Raw genomic sequence first — 20,565 nt, 5'->3', positions numbered from 1 at the left:
ATCACTCTTTTTATTAATAGTTATTTATTAATTGCATAACTTCCAGAATGCTGCAATATCGCCCGGGGTAAATCAGACTAATTTTCTTTGCAAGAAACGTGGGAAAAACCCCATCCGTTCCACTTCCACAAGGTGGTTTCCCTCCTGGCGGGGTCGGTATAGCTGCCCTCGATAACCAGCAGTTCCTTCTCACCGTCGTTGTCAAAATCAACAAGGGATGCACGGTGGTTGGGATAATCCAGATTGGATGACTGCCACACCGGCTTTATGCTGCCCTGTTCAAGCTTAAAGATAAAAAGGTGGTTTTTGACGCCGGCATCTTCCTCCTCCAGCCAGAAGGGCTTGTGGGGACCGAAGCTGCCTTCTTTCCAAACCAGCAAGTTTAACTCTGTTATGCCGTCGTTGTTGACGTCACCCAGAAAGAAATAATCCACCCACCAGTCGCCCGGTGATTGCCAGATGGTGCGGGAAGCTTCCCGTACCGTTATTCTTCCGTTCTTTAGATAAACTCCTTCCTTGCAGCCATCGCCGTCCAGGTCGAAATACTGGCTTTGCAACAACCTGTATTCCGGCGGGGATTTTTCAGCCTGGAATACATATTGTTCCACGGTGGTGAATATCCCTTTTTCACTGTCCCAGGCCGGTATCCTTTGCCTGTTCAGATCAAGTTCCAGTTTCTCCATTATCCTTTGTCCCTCCGGCCCGCTTATAGTCACGGGGCGCGCATCGCCGGTGATATAAACCGGGAGAAACTCCATCTTCTCCACATTGTTTTCCCTGATCCAAATCCCGGCGGCAACACTTTCCCGGGTGTCCCGGGACCACAGCTGGTCAAAAACAAAGTTGCCCAGGCTATAAAGGATGTATTTCCCCCGGTAACGCTCCACCCTTTGTACCACGTGGGGATGACTGCCCAGCACCAGATCCGCCCCGGCGTCTATGGCCAGCCGGGCAAACCGGACCTGGGTGGCATCCGGTTCGGCGGCGTATTCGGTGCCGGCATGCAGGGAAACCACCGTGAAATCAGCATTGGCCGCCGCCTCGTTGATGGCGGCGGTCATCTTTTCAGGCTCCAGGAGGGCGGTGCCGGGGCCATCGCCTGCCCCGTAGGAGTCCGGTACAACCGCCGGGTCATTAAAGGCCAAAAAAGCCAGCTTTACACCCTTTACTTCCATATACCGGGGGGCATAAGCTTCCCGGTCATTTTTGCCGGCACCGGTGTGGAGGATGGCGGCACCGTCCAGGTAGTGCATGGTGTCCAGTATTCCCTGCCCGCCAAAATCGGGCACATGGTTGTTGGCCAGGGACAGGATATCAAAACCGGCCTCTTTAAGGGCCGGGGCCACCCGGGGGTCGGCCCTTAACACCATCTCGGGGACCTTTATTTCTCGTCCCGGGGTTACCGGGCCTTCCAGGTTACCGAAAACAACATCCCCGCCTTGCAAGAACCACTGCACCCCGGCGAAGGAATAGCCCGGGTCGCCGTGCTCGTTTATTTTTTGAGCCACGTACCGGGAGAGCATGATATCTCCCACCGCCACCAGGCACAGGGCATCATGTTTTTCCGGTAGCTGCATGCGATATTTTTTAAAGGCCGCCAGGTCATGGAAATGCTTGCCGCCGCCGTACTGCTCCGGGGCACAGGCCCAGGAGCAGTACAGCAGCCCCACCGCCAGCAGAAGGGCCGGCATTAACCGGGTGAATTTCACGGGGCAATAAAGGTTTCGGTCCACCCGGCCAGGGGGGGTGCTTGTCCGGCATCCAGTATGGCATGCCATTTTTTATCGGTTAAACGGTCCTGAAGCGGCCAGGTAAACTCATAGTGGGAATAAACACCGCCCTTGGCAATTCTCAAGGTACCATCAACGGGTACCACGGCGTAAATTTCAAAGATGTTTCCTGTGGCCTCCTGCAGCACCCGGCCATTAGGATCGGTGGCCACATCGGCTACCAGTGCCGCGGGATTTTCGGCAATGGCGGAGCGGTGGTCCACCCCTATATCCCTGAGGGCCTCCAGCCAGAAATGTTCCAACTGCCCGCCGTAGGAGCGGATTAAATCATATTCTTCACCAGTCAGCGGTTGATTGGAGAGTTCCTTTTCGGATATCGTTTTTAAAGCCAGGGCCAGCTGCTCCAGCCGGTCCAGGCTGTCCCAATCCCTTTGGCCCAGAAGATCCCGCGCCGACAGCCCCTCCCGGGTCATGTTCACCAGGGCGGCCAGGCGGGCATAAAGGTGCGGGTTTGGCTCCACATAACCCCGGTCATCCACACCCTCCATACCGCCGCCCATTTCGGCGTAAACCTGTTTGGCATAAAGGATGGTATCATGCTTGAGCTCGGTCCAGCTGGCCAGATAGCTGTTCAAATCTTTCCTGGTCCAGGCCTGGTTGCGCATAAAGGCCGGGTAACCCTCTTCCCTTTCCCGCAGCAGGGGCTCCAGGGTATAAAGCCATCCCCAGTACAGGTTTTGCGTCCAGATATTTTTGTCCAGGCCGGTGATATATTGCCGCATTTTATTCATGTTATCCCGGTAGCCTGCGTAATTTGTTTCACCCTCAGCCTCCAATATAGCGTAAGCTTCGTCAGAGCCCATGGCTGCCGGGATGTCCAGGCCCCTGGGCAGCATTCTGCGCTCGCCCTGGCTGTTTTCTTTTACCGCGCGGTAAACCAGCCGCTGGAAAACGTCGGCATCCAGGGTGTACCGCTGCCCCATAAACCTAAAGCCTTTGATTGCGCTTTCGCGATCGGGTTGTATATCCTCATCAAAGATAGGGATGGAGTTTATAGCCGGAGGTTCCAGTTCTGCCGCCGCTTGCATGAAGGTGGCCCATTTATCACCGCCGGAGGCCAGTTCCCCAAGTCCCGCTTTGGGGCCATAGATTTTGTCCAGTAGTTCCCGGTATTGCAGGTAGGACAGGTCATCGGCCCGGCCCACAAAGAAGCTGGTGGGCTGGTATATTTTATCCCACTTTTGCCCGTTATCCCCTTCACCCAGGGCCAGGGTCATTAAAACGGCTGATTTTGTTTCATCCTCACTGTTGAGCCGGAAAGTCATTCTCCCGTACCACATCATGGCCTTGAAATAGGACTGCAGCAGCCCGTCAGTGGTATAGTGGCCCCGGGGAATGTACTGGGAATAATCCTCCTGCGGGGTGTCCGTAATATCAAGGGCCTGTCCCATATTCATCAGAGGGGAAACGTAAATACCCTCGCTATTATTAATAAGCTGCAATTCCTCCGCCACCACCTGTTTCACCTGAGGTGGGATATTCACTTGCGGGTCCAGAAGCTTTGCGGCCACGGCGAAAAAGCCAGCGTTTCTTTTGGCGGCATTTTCCCAGTCACTGCCTTTAAGGGCGGCATACTGCTTTTGGGATACGGTGAGCATGGCCGCGGTTAACTCTTTTAATTCCGGGGCCAGTTTTTCCTTTTCAATTACCCGCAGCAGGTGGCTGAAGAACAAGTGATAATTGTGCAGCATTGAGTCGGTGGTAATAAAACTGGGCACCGGGTCATAACGGTTGATTTCATAAAGCATGAAAAATTCCCGCTGGTGTTCATTGGGCACTACCACAAACCCGTTTTTCACCAGTAAACGCTCCGCTTCCGGCGAAAATTGAAACATGTCCTTGTTGGTTACATTACCAAGTCCCGGTTCCACCTGATAAGGCTTCAGGGCCGGGGAGCAGTCCACAGGCACCTCGTTATAACTGGCAAAACCAGCAACCGCCGGATTTTCAGTGTCTCCCTCGGCATGATTTTGCTCCGCTGCCCCGGAAGTGCCGCTACAACCGGACACAAGGGTGATAAGCAGCAGCATGCCAATTAACCATATGCAGATTATTCCTTTCCTTTGCAACGGGTTTAACCTCCTTTTTTATGGCGGGTTAATATAACGCTTATCAAATGTCATTGAGTCAACAAATAATAGCGATCACTTCCGCCACTGCACCGGTATGTTTTGTCGTTCCATAGACAGCCGGACATGCCCCTAAATAAATTAATAGCGTCCTGGCAAGGCTGTCCCGGTACTAATTTAGGTTAATTATAACCCAAGTACCAATTAATGCATATAGTGAATCCTCTTCGGCATATAACTGAGGGCATTTTCAAAATTAGCAATTAAGGAGTTCTATTATGGTGTTTTACGAAATGCAAGACGCAAGTATTGACTGGTGGGGTGTTGCCGGCCCATTTTGTCACCACAAGTTTTGACTGCCAGACTGCGGAAACACCACACAAAGGGAAAAGGTTTTTAAAACTTCATTATTGACGTATGACCAAAACCCGAGTATAATATTTAGCATAAAGGGTATATATTCAAAAAGGGGCAAATGCCGCTAATATCAACGCACGGTGGTTTTTACATCGTCCCACACATGGGTTACCTGTTATCTTCAAGCGTTGCTGCAACAACACCTCCCATATACATTACAGATTCTTTACTATATCCCATAGCGACGATATGTTGAAATGCACGGCGCTGGATAAAGGCTGGCATAGTTATGAACATCACACGGGAAAGAAGGGCTGGTTTATGTCAACTAATAAAGTGCGTTTTTTACCTGATGACATAACTATAGCAGTGGAAAGCCATGAAACTATATTAGATGCGGCAGTCAGGGCCGGGATAGCTGTGAAAAGCTCCTGTGGAGGTGCCGGCACCTGTAGCCGGTGCCGGGTAATAACAAAAAGTGGTCAAGCCCGTGTTAACAGCACAGGTAAATTAACTGAAGAGGAATTGGCACGGGGTTATGCGTTAGCTTGCCAGACGTACCCGCAAAGTGATATGGAGATTGAGATACCGGAAACATCAAGGCTGGCGGCACACCAGGTTTTAACCAGCCAGGGTCAGGAGTTTGATCAATCAATAACTCCAACGGAACCTTTATTTAAAAAAATTAAATTACAGCTTTTGGAACCTTCCCTTGACGACCATGTTGATGACATGTCCAGACTATATTCCGAACTAAATAAAATGGCTGAGGTGGATTCTCCCTGTATTGATTTGGAAATTATACAAAAACTTCCACAAACCGTTCGTAAAGGTAATTGGAAGGTAACAGTATCCCTGGCCGACATAAAAGGCCGTACAGAAATAGTTAACATTGAACCGGGCTGGGATTACAAAAAGTATTATGGTTTGGCTTTGGATATAGGTACTACAACGGTTGTTGCCCACTTGGTGGATCTGGAATCAGGCGAGTCCCTGGGGGTGGAGGGTACTTATAACAAACAGGCTGTTTTTGGTGATGACGTAATTTCCAGGATTATTTATGCCGTTGAACACAAAAAAGGGTTGGAGCAAATGCAAACAACCATTATCACAACCATTAATGAACTCATAGATAATCTGGTTGAAGGCAGTCATGTGGATCATAATGATATTTGGTATATTACCTGTGCTGCAAATACCACCATGACCCATCTCTTTTTGGGTATCGACCCGGAATACATCCGGCTGGAACCCTATGTGCCCGCTTTTAATTCCATCAATCCCATTACAGCGGCCGACCTTAGCATCAAAGCCAACCCCAAAGCCCGTATTTATTGCCTGCCCGGTATAGCCAGTTATGTTGGTGGCGATATTACGGCCGGGGTTGAAGTAACGGGTATTGATAAGCAGGACGACATTAATTTGTTTATCGATGTTGGAACCAACGGGGAGATGGTCCTGGGGAACAGTGAGTGGTTGGTGGCCTGTGCTTGTTCCGCCGGGCCTGCCTTTGAGGGCGGTGGCATAGCTTACGGCATGCGGGCTATGGACGGGGCCATTGAGCATATCAGAGTAACACCCGGGACATTGGATGTATATTGGGAAACGGTGGGGAATAAAAAACCCGTGGGAATTTGCGGCTCGGGATTGATCGATTGTATATCAACTCTACGGGAAGCCGGTGTTATTGATCGTACCGGCAACTTTTTGCCGCTTCCGGCCAATGAGCGAGTGCAAATAATAGACGGTGAAAAGCTGTTTATACTAGTTCCCGCTGAAGAATCAGGTACAGGTACGGATATTACCATCTCCCAAACGGACATCAAGGACCTTATTCGTTCCAAAGCCGCGGTTTTTGCTGGTGTTCAGACCATGTTAAAGACAGTTGGCCTGCCCGTGGAGGCTATCGAAAGGGTATATATAGCCGGTGGGTTTGGCAGGTATATAAATCTGCATGACGCTATCAATATAGGTATGTTCCCGGATCTCCCCCTGGAAAGGTATAAATATATCGGTAATAGTTCCGTTAAGGGTGCCAAAATGGCGTTACTTTCCAAAGAGGCCAGAAGGGAAGCTGAAAAATTGGCGGAAAAAATAACTTATATTGAATTGAGTATCGGAAACGACTTTATGGAAGAATTCGTTTCAGCGTTATTCATTCCCCATACCAATGTGGATTTATTTCCCAGTATTAATCAAGCATGCAACCCGGTGTAAATCAAAAAAGCAATCTTATACCTCCTATGTAAATATATTTCATATTATGCAGGCAGGGCGCGGTAGCCCTGCTTTACTTTATCCCTATCACAAAAAATTAAAAAACCACTTGACATTTGCATTAATAGAGGTTATATTACTTAAAAAGTATACCGGATATGTACACTTTAGCGGGCGACGAGGTACTTATATATGAGGCTAAATCAGGCAACAGATTATGCTTTCCGGGCGGTTTTATATTTGTCCGGCTTGCCCAAAGGACAGGTAATAGAGGCCAGGGTTATAGCCGAAAGCGAGAAAATTCCCATGCGGTTCATGCTCAAGATACTCCGCCTGTTGACCCAGGCCGGGATTGTTGAATCCTACCGGGGAGTTGGCGGGGGCTACGCGCTGGCCAAAATGCCCCGGGAAATCACCCTGAAGGATGTTGTGGAGGCGGTGGAGGGACCGGTGCGTATCAACAGGTGTTTGATTGCCCCCGAGGAGTGTAATAAGCGCAACACCGCCAAATGCGCTGTACATAAAGCCCTTTATTCAATTCAACAGACCATCAACCGGGAGCTGGAGCAATATAACTTCGAAACGCTAAGCAGACAAAACAATCACTAACCTGGAAACGAACTGTCCACCCGTGCGTAAAAAGTTCGGGGGTATGTGCGTAATTTATTAAAATGCCCATAAGTGTACTATGATAGTATACTTTAGTGCGCTATCTTTTTAGCAGTGCTTACAGTAAATTTGATTTGCCCGAATTTAGTGCCCTGGCATGCTTAACAACTACTAAAAATGCTTATCTCAAAGTATACAAATCCAGTATAGAATATTATTGCAGGAGGTTAAAAAGAATGAAAATGTGTGATTCAGCGGACGTTAAGCTAATTGACTTTATGCGCAGCAAGGCCGGTGTGGAAACTTCTTTTCACCGCGTACCCGACCAGGCGATCAAATGCGGGTTTGGCATGCAGGGGGTATGCTGCCGGTTGTGTTCCAACGGCCCCTGCCGCATAACTCCGCAAAGTCCCAGAGGGGTTTGCGGGGCCGGTGCCGATACCATTGTAGCCCGCAACTTCCTGCGGGCGGTGGCTGCCGGGGCGGCCTGTTACCTGCATATAGTGGAAAATTCCGCCACCAACCTCAAAGCAGTGGGCCAGGGAAGCGCCGGATTAACCATTAGGGAACCCGAACTGCTCAATGAACTGGCCGGATTGATGGGGGTTGAGGAAACAGACCCGGCCGGTCAGGCTGTGGCGGTGGCCAACCTGGTGTTGGAGGACCTCAACCGGCCCAGAGGTCAGGAGATGACCCAGGTTAGTAATCTGGCCTATGAGCCCAGGCTGAAGCGCTGGAAAGAGCTGGGCATCATTCCCGGGGGCGCCAAGTCCGAAGTTTTCGACGCCATCGTCAAGACCAGCACCAACCTGTCCAGCGACCCCGTGGATATGCTGCTGCACGCTTTGAAGCTGGGTATTGCCACCGGCTTATACGGACTTACCTTAACTAACTACCTGAACGATATTATGCTGGGCGCACCGGAAATCAGGACCGCCAGAGTGGGTTTTTCCGTGGTGGACCCCGGTTACATCAATATCATGGTCACCGGCCACCAGCACTCCTTGATTGGAATTTTGCAGGACCGCCTGGCCGCTCCCGGTGCCGTGGCCATGGCCGAGCAGGCCGGAGCCAGGGGATTTAAAATTGTCGGCTGCACCTGCGTGGGCCAGGATATGCAATTGCGGGGGGCGCACTGCGCCGGTGTTTTCGCCGGTCACGCCGGTAACAATTTCACCAGCGAGGCGCTGCTGGCCACAGGTGGTATTGATCTGCTGGTCTCCGAGTTCAATTGTACCGTGCCCGGGCTGGAACCGCTCTGCGAACAGTTTATGGTGGGGCAGTTGTGCCTGGATGACGTGGCTAAAAAGGCCAACGCCGAATATACCGGGTTTGATATACAGGCGGGTGATGAACTGGCCCAAAAAATCATGCAGGCCGCCGTGGCCAGCTATAATAACCGGCGGGGTAAGGTGCAGGTGGATATACCGGTCCATGGCTATGATGATGCCCTTACCGGGGTTAGTGAGAAATCGCTGCAAAGATTCCTGGGCGGTACCTTTAAGCCCCTGATCGATTTAATAGCCGGCGGTACCATCAAAGGGGTTGCCGCCGTGGTGGGCTGCTCCAACCTTACCGCCAAGGGACATGATGTATTTACTGTAGAATTGACCAAAGAGCTCATTAAACGGGATATTATCGTCCTTTCGGCAGGCTGCACCAGCGGCGGGCTTGAAAACTGCGGCCTGATGTCACCGGCTGCCGCGGAACTGGCCGGACCGGGATTGAAGGCGGTCTGTCAAAAGCTGGGCATTCCCCCGGTGTTGAATTTCGGACCCTGCCTGGCCATTGGCCGCCTGGAAATAGTGGCCACCGAACTGGCCCGGGCGTTAAAAATTGACATTCCCCAGTTACCCCTGGTGCTGTCCGCACCCCAGTGGTTGGAGGAGCAGGCCCTGGCCGATGGAGCCTTCGGGCTGGCCCTGGGGTTACCCCTGCACCTGGCCATACCGCCCTTTGTCACCGGCAGTAAACTGGTGAGCCGCGTGCTCACTGAAGATATGGAGCAGCTCACCGGAGGCAGGGTAATCCTGGAGGGAGAAATTGTACCGGCGGCCGAGAAACTGGCGGAAATCATTGAGCAAAAAAGAAAAGCCCTGGGTTTATAGGGGGGATGAGCAGTGAAACGGATACTGATTAATAGGGAACTGTGCCAGGGTTGCCGCAACTGCCAGCTGGCCTGTATGGCCGAGCACACTGAAGCCAAATCGGTATTAATGCTGGATCTCGAGGACCCGGCCAACCAGGCCCGGAATTTCGTAGAGGCTGATCTGGATGGTCGCCCGGTGCCCCTGCTGTGCCGGCACTGCGATGACCCGGCCTGTGCCACAGCCTGCATGTCCGGGGCATTACGTAAAAACCCGGATACAGGCCTGGTAGAGCATGACCGGGTTAAATGTGCCGGGTGCTGGATGTGCGTGATGTCCTGCCCCTACGGCCTTATCCGCCCGGATCAACTGGCCGGCAGAACAGCGGTTAAATGTGATTTTTGCGTCACAAGGCCAATGCCCCGCTGTGTGGAGGCCTGCCCCACCGGGGCTATAACATTGATTGAACTGGAAAGCAAGGGCAGGTTAACTAAGGCCGGCCTGCCGGGACAAAGCCTTGCAAGGGAGGTGGAGATGTGAGCAAATACTTGATTTTAGGGGCCAGCGCCGCCGGTATCAGCGCCGCCAGGGCGATACGCGAGCAGGATGGCGGTGGGGAGATTACCGTTATCAGTAAAGATGAGCGTGTTTATTCCCGCTGCATGCTCCATTATATCATTGGCGGGCAAAGGTCTGAGGACGAAACCCGCTTTATAGAGGATGACTTTTTTGAACAGCACAATATCCGCTGGCTGCCGGGACGGGAAGCGGTCAAATTGGATAGCGCGGGAAAGAAAGTGCAGCTTTCGGATGGAGAAACCCACCGCTATGATCAATTGCTCATTGCCACCGGGGCTTCCTCTGTACTGCCGCCGGTGGAAAACCTGGGCCGCGGCAAACAGGTACGGTCGCTGCGGAACCTGGAAGACGCCCGGGATATTATCCGGTTGTCCGGCGGGACTGATACCGTAGCCGTTATCGGGGCCGGGTTGGTGGGCATGGATGCCGCCTGTGCCCTGGCCCAGCGGGGGGTAAAGGTAACGGTGGTGGAAGTGGCGGGACATATTCTGCCCCTGCAACTGGACCAAAGGGCGGCCGCAAGTTATGAGCGGTTATGCAAAAAGCACAATATGGAATTTATATTTAACGATATGGTGGCCTCGGTGGTGCTGGATGAAGATGATAACGTGCAGGGATTGAAGCTTAAAAGCGGCGGAACGGTGCCCTGCGGCATGGTGGTGGTGGCCGCCGGGGTTAAACCCAACATTGATTTTCTAAGGGATACGCCGGTGGATACCGGCCGGGGTATCAAAGTAAACGAGCAACAGCAAACTTCAGTGGCCGGGATATACGCGGCGGGGGACGTTTGTGAATCCCTGGAGTCCTTTACCGGCCAGGTGATGCCTACGCCCGTATGGCCGTCGGCGGTCCGGCAAGGTTGGGTGGCCGGCAGCAACATGGCCGGCAGGCCCGTGCGCCTGGAGGATAATTTCGCTTTTCAAAATTCCATGACCTTTTTCGGGCTGTCATCGGTATCATTTGGAACAATAAACCCGCCGGGTGAAAGTTTCCGGGTACTGGTGGATGACCGGGGGGACGCCGGTTATAAAAAGGTGATTTTACAGGACGGGCGCATTAAAGGGGCTATCTTACAGGGGGATATCAGCGCAGCCGGGATTTTGGGTGCGCTGGTTAAAAAAGGTATAAATATATCCGGGCTGGAGAATCGGGTATTTGAGCTCAGCTATGCTGATTTCTTCGCCCAGAAGGAAAACGGGGAATTTTACTTTAAATAACGTCATATAAACGTTTGTAAATAACGGCTCATTGCAGGGCCGTTATTTTTTGTGCCTGGTTAATCTTCCCCATTATAAGTTCACAAACCATACGGCCAGGGATATTGGATTTAATCACAGAGTACCCCCGGGTGTGCTTTTTTACATTGATAGACAAGTTATAATTTCAATGCTATAATAAAATAATCAATAGACAACTTAATAATCTAAAATAAGTTGCCTGATAATTATAGGCAAAAGAGGAGGGGGATTAAAGCTTGTTATTTAAAGGTGGCGTGAAATTTTCTGATTTAACCCGTATTGGTTTTGTCCTTATGATGTTACTTGTTTTCTCGTTAGTTGCAACTGTAGGCTGTTCTTCTGAAAATGAAACCGGTGATGTGCAGCAAGGCGCCAAAGAAGCTATTATGTTTGGTGATTTTAATTGGGAAAGCGCCCTGGTAAACAACAGGATTGCCCAGTTTATTATTGAGAACGGGTATGAATATCCTACGGATAGCATACCCGGGGAAACGATACCTTTGATGCAGGGTTTGCGCAATGGAGATATCGATGTGGCGATGGAAATATGGGTCCAAAATGCTCAGGAAGCCTATGACAAGGGAATTGAATCCGGTGATTATATAGACCTGGGAACAAATTTTAATGATGATGTACAGGGATTGTATGTGCCTACATACATGATAGAGGGTGACCCGGAAAGAGGTATAGAACCCATGGCCCCGGACCTTAAAACCATTGAGGACCTCCCCAAGTACTGGGAATTGTTTAAAGATCCGGAAGACCCCGGCAAAGGAAGGTTCTACGGGGCCGTTCCCGGTTGGGAAGCGGATGAAATACTGGTGGATAAATTCGCTAGTTATGGTCTGGACGAATATTATAATATTTTTCGCCCGGGTTCCGGTGCCTCACTGGCTTCCTCAATAGTATCAGCCTACCAGAAGGGGGAACCGTGGTTTGGCTACTACTGGGAGCCGACATGGGTATTCGGTCTATATGATCTTACACAAATCCATGAGCCGGAATATAGCGACGAGTTATGGGAGAATGGCTATGCCTGTGCATTTCCTTCCGTTGATGTCAATATCGTTATAAACAAGGATTTGCCCGAACGGGCTCCCGATGTGGTGGAGTTTCTTGATAAATACAGTTTGAATAGCAACCTGATCAGTGAAGTATTGGCTTATATGCAGCGGGAAAATACGGAAGCGGAAGAAGCGGCCCTGTGGTTTCTTAGGGAAAAGGCGGATGTATGGACAAACTGGGTCCCCAGCGATGTAGCGCAGAAGGTACAAGAGAAACTCTAACTATCAAGAAAAGCGCGCCCATTGTAGTTCCCTTTCGTGCGCGCTTTTCAGTGCTTTAATCCTTAGTACTTGCCTTAAATATGGCAAGCATAATTTCCCAAAGTACAAAAAAAGCAGTACGGTCCCCAAAATCCGTACTGCTTAATCTTCCCTTAGCCCGCTGCAATAATTTTTAAATGGGGTGTATTACAGGTATATGAATGTTTTTCCTGATTTTTTGCGTTTTTCTATAGCCCCTTCCGTAAACGATTTTATGGACATGGTATTAGTTAAATACAGCGCGGTTTTTGATTATATATCCACTATGATACTGGGGATGCTCATGTTAATCGAATCCTTTTTACTTTGGGTTCCCTGGTGGCTTGTGGTGGTATTGGTGATTATCTTGGGTCGCCGGGCTACTAAATCCTGGCTAACCGGTGCGGTGATGGGAATTATGCTCACCGTAGTCGGTAGTTTAGGCATGTGGGATTTAATGATGCAAACCCTGGCTATTGTAGGTGTAGCAGTATTTATTGCTATAATTATGGGAATTCCTATAGGGATTTTAATGGCCTCACATCCTAAACTCGAGGCTTTTCTGAGGCCTATTCTGGACGCTATGCAGACTATGCCCAGTTTTGTTTATTTAATTCCGGCATTAATGTTTTTCGGCCTGGGAAAAGTTCCGGGGATATTCGCTACCCTTATATACGCTTTACCTCCAATTATACGTCTTACCAATCTTGGTATAAAACAAGTCTCCAGCGATGTGATAGAAGCGGGCAAAGCTTTTGGTGCTACCAGGATGCAATTGTTGTTTAAAATACAGCTACCGCTTGCCATGCCAAGTATAATGTCGGGGGTTAACCAAACAACCATGATGGCACTGGCGATGGTGGTTATTGCGTCGATGATTGGAGCGCGCGGCTTAGGTGAACCGGTACTGATCGCAATTGGCCGGATTGATATCGGGCGTGGTCTCGAAGCCGGTATTTGCATTGTTATTCTGGCTATTGTCATTGACCGGTTGCTGCAAGGATTGGGCAATCAAAAGACATCCTTACCAGGAAGCAATGATTAAAAAAGGGCAGAATAAAAGGGCGCTGTTTGGCGCCTTTTTGCGTACTTGCGGCTTTACGGTAATGCTTGGCGGCACAAACAGCTATTTGAAAAACCGCTATTGTGGTAAAATATTCAAGAGGGAGGTGGTGGGTAAATGCCACAGGCAAGTCAGATTCCGGCACGATATTCTTACAGGGATTATTTGCAACTACCCGATTGTAGTTGCGAAATAATAAACGGTGAACTGTTTGCAATGACTCCCGCGCCCACTGTTCGGCACCAGCTGGTTTTGCGCAATGTACTGTTGCTGCTTGTGGAACGATTAAAAGGTAGCGGGTGCGAGGTTATCAGCGCACCCTGCGATGTACTGTTGCCCGGGGACATAAAGGACATAGGGGATACCTCCACCATTGTGCAGCCCGATATTTTTGTCGTGTGTGACAATTTTAAACTTAAAGAAAAATATTGTCTTGGTGCCCCGGACCTGATAGTAGAAATCGTGTCACCATCGAGGCCGTCCATGGATTACGTTAAAAAGCTGCATATTTATGAAAAATACGGTGTGAGGGAGTATTGGATTGTAAATTACCAGCAACAGGAGGTCATGGTTTATAAATTGTGTGGTAACGAGTACGGGGCACCCAAAACACATGTGGACGGGCACATTGAACCCGGTATTTTCGGTGATTTGGGGCTGGCGTTAAAGGATATATTTGCCTGAAGTGACCCGGCCGGCTGTTGGTGAAGGATGTAATTCCTCAGCTTTCTTGACGTATTGCGCCGGCATAATATAAAATTCTAGCTGACCATGGTTAACCAACAAATTAACATTAACCGTGTGTGATATTTTGGAGCTACCATCGGGGGTGAGGTAAATTTTTGCTAATTTTTGGCAGGGGCAGTACCAGATTGTTTTAAAGTACGTCGAAGAGAACTTTCAATTTTTTTTAACTAAAGCCTTATACGTGGGTATTATTTTATTTATTACCTACCTATTGCTAAAACTGCGAGTTGCCCTGGTAAATAAAATATTTGACAGGGCTACCGGAGACCTTAATAAAGCCAATACCTTAAAGACACTGCTGCTTTCGGGAACCCGTTACGTCATCTATATTGTGGCCGTCCTGACCATGCTGGCCGTTTTTGAGATTAACATTACACCCATGCTGGCCAGTGCCGGTATTGTGGGGTTGGCCGTGGGTTTTGGCGCGCAAAACCTGGTCAAGGATATTATTACCGGTTTTTTTATTATGTTTGAGGACCAGTTCCATGTGGGTGACTTTATCGAAGTCAACGATCAGGTCGCCGGAACGGTGGAGGAACTGGGGTTGCGTTTAACCACCATCCGGGAATGGAGCGGCAAAAAATTCTATATTGCCAACTCGGAAATTAAAACAGTTAGAAATTATAATCGTGGCCATTTGCGGACCGTTGTCTCGGTTGCGGTTCCCTTTGAGGAAAATTTGCAAAGGGTGTTCGGCACACTGGAGAGGGTGTGCCGGCACATCACCGGTGAGCATGCCGATAAGCTGATCAAGCAGGAAAACGGTTCCTTCGTTGAGCCGCCCCAAATTTATGGCATCACGGACATCAACAAGGACGAGCGGGGAGTGGTTTTCACGGTGATCGCCGTGGTTGAACCTGCCTATTACTGGTTTTTGGAACGGGAATTCAGGCGGGTAATTTTGGAATACTTCCAGGACGCCGGAATTGCCCTGGCTTACCCGCAGATTAACATTAAAACCGCCCGGGGTTTTGAGCCTGCGGTGGGGAGTAGTTAGCCAGTATTAATAAATTTCATGGTGCCGGCCAAAGGGCAGTCATGTCCCCTTGGGGGGAATATGGCTGTTTTTTTATGGTTTTGTATATCCAGCGGAATTTGGCACATCCCGCCCATGTGACAATATTATGGTAGAAATAGATTTTATATGGAAGGATGATTATTTTGCAATACTATTATGGAGATAAAAACCTGCTCAGGGTGCTTGACGAAACCGGATTCTGGAAGCAACAAGAGGCGGAGCACACAGTGGTTATCCGGCAGGTAGTGCCAAATTTGGAACCACAATATGTACAGCTGCTGCAGGAATGGGAACGGGCCCTTGCCCAAACACAAGCAATTGCGGTGCAGTATATAGAAGCAGTCATCAGGTCCAATTACAATATAAATCATGCCCTGGAACAGCAAATAATTCAGTTTATACATTATGCTGTAGATCAAAGCCGGAAATTCGTTGAGTTTTTAAATGAACTGTCTGCCAACAGTGCTGTTATTCGCAATAATCCGGTGGCGCAGGTAGTCATAAACCACATACGCAGGGAATCAGAATATTACGTAGGGGTAGTGCAAGCTTTTTTGAATTTACGAAATTGAGTGCCAATTTGCATACTTTGCGGTTGACGTACAATATGGTGCGTGCTACCATAATGATAATGCATATTAAAGAGTTTGTTCGAAAAGCAGGCACTGGCTCAAATGAACAGTTTCTTAAAACGGTAAGCTGGTGATTTTTAGTAACCGGTTAAATAGCTCCGCAAACCTTTGCTGTAACCGGGGCGGGTTAAATGATCAGACCAATTAAAGTTGTAAACGGGGGTGCTCTATAAGAGGCCCCTTTCTTATTTTGGGGGAGTCAAAATTTACGGGTGGTGAAATCATGGAAAAAATCTGGGACGCCCACGTGCACTTTTTTCCGCAGCGGTTATTTGACGCCATATGGCGCTGGTTCGCCAATGTTGGCTGGAAAATACCCTATGCGGGCTGGGAATTGGATAGATACGTTGCTTCCCTGCGGGGGATGGGGGTGGAGCGCGCCTTTTTGTTGACTTACGCCCACAAACCCGATATGTCGCTGGAGTTAAACCGCTGGGTGCGGGATGTATGCCGGCGGTATGATTGTTTTATACCCTTTGCCTGCATTCACCCCCGGGACCACAATCTGGAGCGGGTGATGTCCACGGTGCTGGATGACTGGCAGTTTGCCGGCTTTAAGTTGCAACTGGCGGTGCAGCAATACGCTGCTGACGACCCGGCACTGGAGCCGGTTTTCCGGGCGGCGGCGGAGCGGCAAAAGCCTGTGATCATCCATGCCGGTACCGCGCCTTATTCACAAACCGATCCCCTGCTGGGACTTGATCACATGGAAAGGGTCATGGAAAAATGGCCCGAATTGAAGGTGGTTATTCCCCACCTGGGTTATTATGAGCTTGATAAGGCCTTTTCCCTGGTGGAAAGGTACCCCAACGTTTACCTCGATACTTCCTGGGTTATGGGTGCAGGGCAGATCGACCTGCCGGTTGAACGCCTGGTAGAATTTATGGAGCGCCACCCCCACCGGTTTTTGTACGGCAGCGATTTTCCCATCATTGAGCATCAATTGGAATCCGGGCTGGAGATTCTCCGCGGGCTGGGCTTAACAACCGGGACTCTGCGCCGGGTTGTTTATGATAATGCTCGCGATTTGGTGGCTATTTCAACTTCAATTTAGCCAGGGCCTCCGCCAGGGCGGGGTTGGTCAACTCCCCGGAATTGTTTTGCTGCCGCAGGAATTTTTGCACATCCCGCCTGGATATGCTTTGCTTTTCGTCTTTCCTTCTCTTGTTGAAGGAGCTGAGCTTTTCCCGGTACCCGCACGGGTAGACAAAAACTTTTCAATTACCGCCAGCCTGATAGCTGCGTCCTTTTTTGTAACTTTTTTGTAAACAGCCGTTATTTACCACATTACACTCGCATGTAATCATAAACCACAAACGCGGGGAATCGGAATGTTTTTTTGGAATTGTACAGGCTTTTTGAATTTACGAAATTAAGTGTTAATTTGCATGTTTTACGGTTGACGTTAAATATGGTACATGTTACCATACTGGTAGTACCTGTTAAAGTGTTAAGCCGGTTGTTGGTGCTGTTTAAAAATTCCGCCTTTGCTGTAGCCGGGGCGGGTTAAGTGGTCAGGCCAGTTAAAGTTTTCTTTCCATGTTTTCTTCCTGATAAGGAGGTTTAACACAAATGTTTAAAAAGATTTTAGTTGCCCTGGACGGCTCTCAACCATCCCAAAATGCCCTGGACGCAGCTATAAGGCTGGCAGAGGATTACCAGGCCGATTTGTTGCTTTTCCATGTGATGCAAATGCCCATCCCCGCCGATAAATTTGAATCTCTAAGCGGTAAACTGGGCAGCCTTTATTACCAGTTAAAAGAACAAATCGAAGGGTTTGCCGCCAGACTGTTTCAAGAGGCTACCTCAAAATGCGCTTCCCATTCAATTAAATGGCAAAAAAGAGCGGTTTGGGGTGATCCTGCCGGGGAAATAATCAAAGAAGCTTGCAACGGGAATTATGACCTGATCGTCATAGGCAGCAGGGGACTGGATGACGTAGAAAACTGGCTGCTGGGCAGCGTCAGCCAGAGGGTCGTGCGGCGTTCCAAGTGCCCGGTACTGGTAATCAGGTAGACTACCCCGGGTGGAAGACTAATGCAAACCAAGACTAACCTTAAGCATATCAACAAGACAGGGGCGATTAATTTGTTTTTTTTAATAAAACAAATTAATCGCCCCGTGCTTTTATTGACGTGGTATATCCCCCTGGGATAAAATACATTGTTATAATCCTGTTACATTTTACACCTGATATAACAAACGCACGCAAAGAGCTGTGCAAAAACCGTTTCCTATGCATGGAAAGGATTGTTAATATGAGTAAAGTGTTACTTTTGGCGGAGAAACCCTCGGTGGGCCAGGATCTGGCCCGGGTTCTGAACTGCCATAAAAAGGGACACGGGTATTTGGAAGGGGATAAATATATCGTTACCTGGGCACTGGGCCACCTGGTGACCCTGGCCGATCCCGAAACCTATGATCCCAAATTTAGCACCTGGCGGCTGGAGGACCTGCCCATTTTGCCCACCCGCTTAAAGCTGGTGGTGATTAAACAGAGCGGCAAGCAGTTTAATGCCGTTGCCGCCCAGATGAAAAGAAAGGATGTCCAGGAAATAGTCATTGCCACCGACGCCGGCCGGGAGGGGGAGCTGGTGGCCAGGTGGATTATCGAAAAGGCCGGGGTAAAAAAGCCCCTGAAACGGCTCTGGATTTCTTCGGTTACCGACAAAGCCATCAAAGAGGGGATCAGGAATTTAAAAAACGGCAGCGATTATGAAAACCTCTTCGCCTCGGCCGTCGCCCGGGCTGAGGCCGACTGGCTGGTGGGGATCAATGCCACCCGGGCTTTGACCTGCAAACATAATGCCCAGCTTTCCTGCGGCAGGGTCCAAACCCCCACCCTGGCCATCATTGCCCGGCGGGAGGAGGAAATTAAAAACTTTAAGCCCCGGAAATATTACGGCATCACCGCCAGGGCGGGTAAAATTGACTTAACCTGGCGGGACAGCCACACCGGGGAAACCAGAATTTTTGACGAAGATAAATGTAATAGCATAATATCAGCGCTGCAAAATAAAAACGCGGTAATTACAGGTGTGGAAAAATCCTATAAAAAAAGCTTCGCTCCCCGGCTATATGACTTGACGGAACTCCAAAGGGACGCCAACAAAATCTTTGGCTATTCAGCCAAGGAAACGCTATCCATAATGCAACGGCTGTACGAACACCACAAAATATTGACCTATCCCCGTACCGACTCCAGGTTTATCACCACGGATATGGTGGATACTTTAAAGGAACGGCTGGCCGCCTGCAGCGTGCCTCCTTACGCCAGGCCGGCGGCCAAACTGCTTCGGGGCACAATAAAAGCAAACAAATCCTTTGTGGATGACAGCAAAGTGACGGACCACCATGCCGTTATACCCACGGAGCAACCGGTTTTATTAAACAATTTAAGCGATGCCGAAAGAAAAATATATGACCTGGTGGTGAAAAGGTTTTTAGCTGCTTTATATCCTCCCTTTGAATACGAGCAAACCACCGTCAAGGCCACCATCGGCAACGAGCTTTTTGTCGCCAGGGGTAAGGTGGTTATCGCTCAGGGTTGGAAAGAAGTATATAACAACCATTTCGATGGGGAAGAGGACAGCGGTGACAGTATTGCAGAGCAGGTGTTACCGGTTTTAAATAAGGGCGATATTTTAAAAGTGTCAGACCTGACCCGAACCGCGGGGGAGACCAAGCCGCCGGATCCCTTTAACGAAGCCAGCCTGCTTTCCGCCATGGAAAACCCCGCCAGGTACATGGCCGGGGAAAGCAAAGATTTAATTCAAACCATCGGCAAAACCGGCGGGCTGGGCACAGTGGCCACCAGGGCCGACATAATTGAAAAATTGTTTAATAATTTTCTCATCGAAAAAAGGGGCCAGGGTATATTCATCACTTCCAAAGGCAGGCAACTGCTTGATTTGGTCCCTGCGGAACTAAAAACACCGTCCTTAACCGCCCAGTGGGAACAAAAACTGGAGGCCATTGCCCGGGGCAGGCTGAACAAAAACAATTTCATAAAAGATATGCAACGCTACGCCCATGCCGTTGTCAATGAGATCAAAAACAGTACGGCCAGATTTAAGCACGACAACCTGACCGGTGAAAAATGCCCCAGCTGCGGGAAACGCTTGCTGGAGGTTAACGGCAAGAAAGGAAAGCTGCTGGTTTGCCAGGACAGGGAGTGCGGGTACCGAAAAGGGGTTAGCAAAATAACCAGCGCTCGCTGCCCCAATTGCCACAAGCGGCTGAACCTACAGGGTGAAGGGGAAGGGCAAATATTTGTCTGCCCGTGCGGCTACCGGGAAAAACTCAGTTCCTTCAACAAGAGAAGGAAGAACGAAAAGCAAAGCATATCCGGGCGGGATGTGCAAAAATACCTGCGCCAGCAAAGTAGCTCCGGGGAGCTGACCAACCCCGCCCTGGCGGAAGCCCTGGCTAAGTTGAAGTTGAAATAGCCACCAAATCAGGGGCATTATCATAAACAACCCGGCGCAGCGTCCCGGCGGTTAGCGGGTGAATGCAGGTGTGAATTAGCAAATTAAATCGGCACCTCATTTGCAAAATAGAGCAGTTGAAAAACGAGGGGTTAAACCAATATTTTGCACATTAATCAAGCATATTCGAACCCAAGTTTTCACATAATCACGGTATTTCGGCAGCTGTTTTTACCATAAAGTAAGCAGTCAGGAAATAGCTGACTGCTTAAGGGACTTGTCCTTAAAACAAGATCAAGGTATAGTATATTTATTCCACCCGAATTCGGTAACTGGCCTTTGGATGCAGGTGGAACCGGGTATTGCTAAGGTATATAACCCAGTCAGGGTCCATTTCGATCCGGCAAGGTAAAAAATGGTCCCCAATC

At 49.5% G+C, this 20,565-nt stretch carries 17 protein-coding genes; 14 read left to right on the top strand and 3 right to left on the bottom strand.

Translation table 11 applies throughout. From position 1 onward, the window contains the following. Positions 1-77: 77 nt before the first annotated feature. Positions 78-1,691 carry a CapA family protein gene (locus LX24_RS03330; RefSeq protein WP_166510735.1) on the bottom strand — a complete coding sequence of 538 codons (1,614 nt, stop codon included), beginning with the start codon at positions 1,689-1,691 and terminating at the stop codon, positions 78-80. Between the two features lie 14 nt (positions 1,692-1,705). After that, positions 1,706-3,859 (bottom strand): DUF3160 domain-containing protein, encoded by a 2,154-nt coding sequence (locus LX24_RS03325; RefSeq protein WP_243131602.1) that lies wholly within the window; start codon positions 3,857-3,859, stop codon positions 1,706-1,708. A gap of 678 nt (positions 3,860-4,537) precedes the next feature. Between LX24_RS03325 and LX24_RS03320 the strand changes: the two genes are divergently transcribed. The 14 genes from LX24_RS03320 to LX24_RS03255 all read left to right on the top strand — a co-directional run bounded on the left by LX24_RS03320 (position 4,538) and on the right by LX24_RS03255 (position 20,158). Next, a complete protein-coding gene (locus LX24_RS03320; protein WP_166510734.1) occupies positions 4,538-6,433 on the top strand; it encodes an ASKHA domain-containing protein in 1,896 nt (631 codons plus the stop codon). 192 nt (positions 6,434-6,625) lie between these two features. Continuing rightward, complete coding sequence (locus LX24_RS03315) at positions 6,626-7,042, top strand: RrF2 family transcriptional regulator (RefSeq protein WP_166510733.1); 417 nt, start codon at positions 6,626-6,628, stop codon at positions 7,040-7,042. A gap of 236 nt (positions 7,043-7,278) precedes the next feature. Further along, entirely contained in the window at positions 7,279-9,150 is a 1,872-nt protein-coding gene (gene cooS, locus LX24_RS03310; protein WP_166510732.1) for an anaerobic carbon-monoxide dehydrogenase catalytic subunit, read from the top strand. Between the two features lie 12 nt (positions 9,151-9,162). Continuing rightward, entirely contained in the window at positions 9,163-9,669 is a 507-nt protein-coding gene (locus LX24_RS03305) for a 4Fe-4S dicluster domain-containing protein (RefSeq protein WP_166510731.1), read from the top strand. Continuing rightward, positions 9,666-10,925: an NAD(P)/FAD-dependent oxidoreductase gene (locus LX24_RS03300; RefSeq protein ID WP_166510730.1), complete on the top strand. Its 1,260-nt coding sequence runs from the start codon at positions 9,666-9,668 to the stop codon at positions 10,923-10,925. Before LX24_RS03305 ends, LX24_RS03300 begins: the two co-directional genes overlap by 4 nt. Positions 10,926-11,182: 257 nt before the next feature. Beyond that, positions 11,183-12,232 carry an ABC transporter substrate-binding protein gene (locus LX24_RS03295; RefSeq protein WP_166510729.1) on the top strand — a complete coding sequence of 350 codons (1,050 nt, stop codon included), beginning with the start codon at positions 11,183-11,185 and terminating at the stop codon, positions 12,230-12,232. Positions 12,233-12,554: 322 nt separating this feature from the next. Beyond that, the gene (locus tag LX24_RS03290) at positions 12,555-13,295 is read left to right on the top strand and encodes an ABC transporter permease (protein ID WP_243131601.1); all 741 of its coding nucleotides are present in this window, start codon (positions 12,555-12,557) and stop codon (positions 13,293-13,295) included. 135 nt (positions 13,296-13,430) lie between these two features. After that, positions 13,431-13,997, top strand: a complete 567-nt coding sequence (locus tag LX24_RS03285; RefSeq protein WP_243131600.1) for a Uma2 family endonuclease — start codon at positions 13,431-13,433, stop codon at positions 13,995-13,997. A gap of 244 nt (positions 13,998-14,241) precedes the next feature. Beyond that, positions 14,242-15,057, top strand: coding sequence for a mechanosensitive ion channel family protein (locus LX24_RS03280; protein ID WP_166510727.1), 816 nt, complete (start codon positions 14,242-14,244; stop codon positions 15,055-15,057). A 164-nt stretch (positions 15,058-15,221) separates the two neighbouring features. Next, on the top strand, positions 15,222-15,650 hold the full coding sequence (locus LX24_RS03275; RefSeq protein ID WP_166510726.1) for a DUF2935 domain-containing protein: 429 nt from the start codon (positions 15,222-15,224) through the stop codon (positions 15,648-15,650). A gap of 283 nt (positions 15,651-15,933) precedes the next feature. After that, the gene (locus tag LX24_RS03270) at positions 15,934-16,764 is read left to right on the top strand and encodes an amidohydrolase family protein (RefSeq protein WP_166510725.1); all 831 of its coding nucleotides are present in this window, start codon (positions 15,934-15,936) and stop codon (positions 16,762-16,764) included. Beyond that, on the top strand, positions 16,727-16,978 hold the full coding sequence (locus LX24_RS03265; protein WP_166510724.1) for a hypothetical protein: 252 nt from the start codon (positions 16,727-16,729) through the stop codon (positions 16,976-16,978). The genes LX24_RS03270 and LX24_RS03265 overlap by 38 nt, the downstream gene beginning before the upstream one ends. Before the next feature lie 304 nt (positions 16,979-17,282). Then, positions 17,283-17,726, top strand: coding sequence for a universal stress protein (locus LX24_RS03260; RefSeq protein WP_166510723.1), 444 nt, complete (start codon positions 17,283-17,285; stop codon positions 17,724-17,726). 242 nt (positions 17,727-17,968) lie between these two features. Further along, positions 17,969-20,158, top strand: a complete 2,190-nt coding sequence (locus LX24_RS03255) for a DNA topoisomerase III (protein WP_166510722.1) — start codon at positions 17,969-17,971, stop codon at positions 20,156-20,158. Between the two features lie 289 nt (positions 20,159-20,447). Here LX24_RS03255 and LX24_RS03250 read toward each other — a convergent pair whose 3' ends face one another. Beyond that, positions 20,448-20,564 carry a DUF5348 domain-containing protein gene (locus tag LX24_RS03250; protein ID WP_279233177.1) on the bottom strand — a complete coding sequence of 39 codons (117 nt, stop codon included), beginning with the start codon at positions 20,562-20,564 and terminating at the stop codon, positions 20,448-20,450. Position 20,565: the final 1 nt, after the last annotated feature.

Source organism: Desulfallas thermosapovorans DSM 6562, assembly GCF_008124625.1.
Lineage (GTDB): Bacteria > Bacillota > Desulfotomaculia > Desulfotomaculales > Desulfallaceae > Sporotomaculum > Sporotomaculum thermosapovorans.
The sequence above is the reverse complement of the archived record's forward strand: the minus strand, read 5'-3'. Positions and strand labels throughout refer to the sequence as shown.

Coding starts and splice junctions, on each gene's coding strand:
- LX24_RS03255 (WP_166510722.1), top strand. CDS start 17,969: ATGAGTAAAGTGTTACTTTTGGCGGAGAAACCCTCGGTGGGCCAGGAT.
- LX24_RS03315 (WP_166510733.1), top strand. CDS start 6,626: ATGAGGCTAAATCAGGCAACAGATTATGCTTTCCGGGCGGTTTTATAT.
- LX24_RS03285 (WP_243131600.1), top strand. CDS start 13,431: ATGCCACAGGCAAGTCAGATTCCGGCACGATATTCTTACAGGGATTAT.
- cooS (WP_166510732.1), top strand. CDS start 7,279: ATGAAAATGTGTGATTCAGCGGACGTTAAGCTAATTGACTTTATGCGC.
- LX24_RS03330 (WP_166510735.1), bottom strand. CDS start 1,691: ATGCCGGCCCTTCTGCTGGCGGTGGGGCTGCTGTACTGCTCCTGGGCC.
- LX24_RS03270 (WP_166510725.1), top strand. CDS start 15,934: ATGGAAAAAATCTGGGACGCCCACGTGCACTTTTTTCCGCAGCGGTTA.
- LX24_RS03290 (WP_243131601.1), top strand. CDS start 12,555: ATGTTAATCGAATCCTTTTTACTTTGGGTTCCCTGGTGGCTTGTGGTG.
- LX24_RS03260 (WP_166510723.1), top strand. CDS start 17,283: ATGTTTAAAAAGATTTTAGTTGCCCTGGACGGCTCTCAACCATCCCAA.
- LX24_RS03320 (WP_166510734.1), top strand. CDS start 4,538: ATGTCAACTAATAAAGTGCGTTTTTTACCTGATGACATAACTATAGCA.
- LX24_RS03265 (WP_166510724.1), top strand. CDS start 16,727: ATGCTCGCGATTTGGTGGCTATTTCAACTTCAATTTAGCCAGGGCCTC.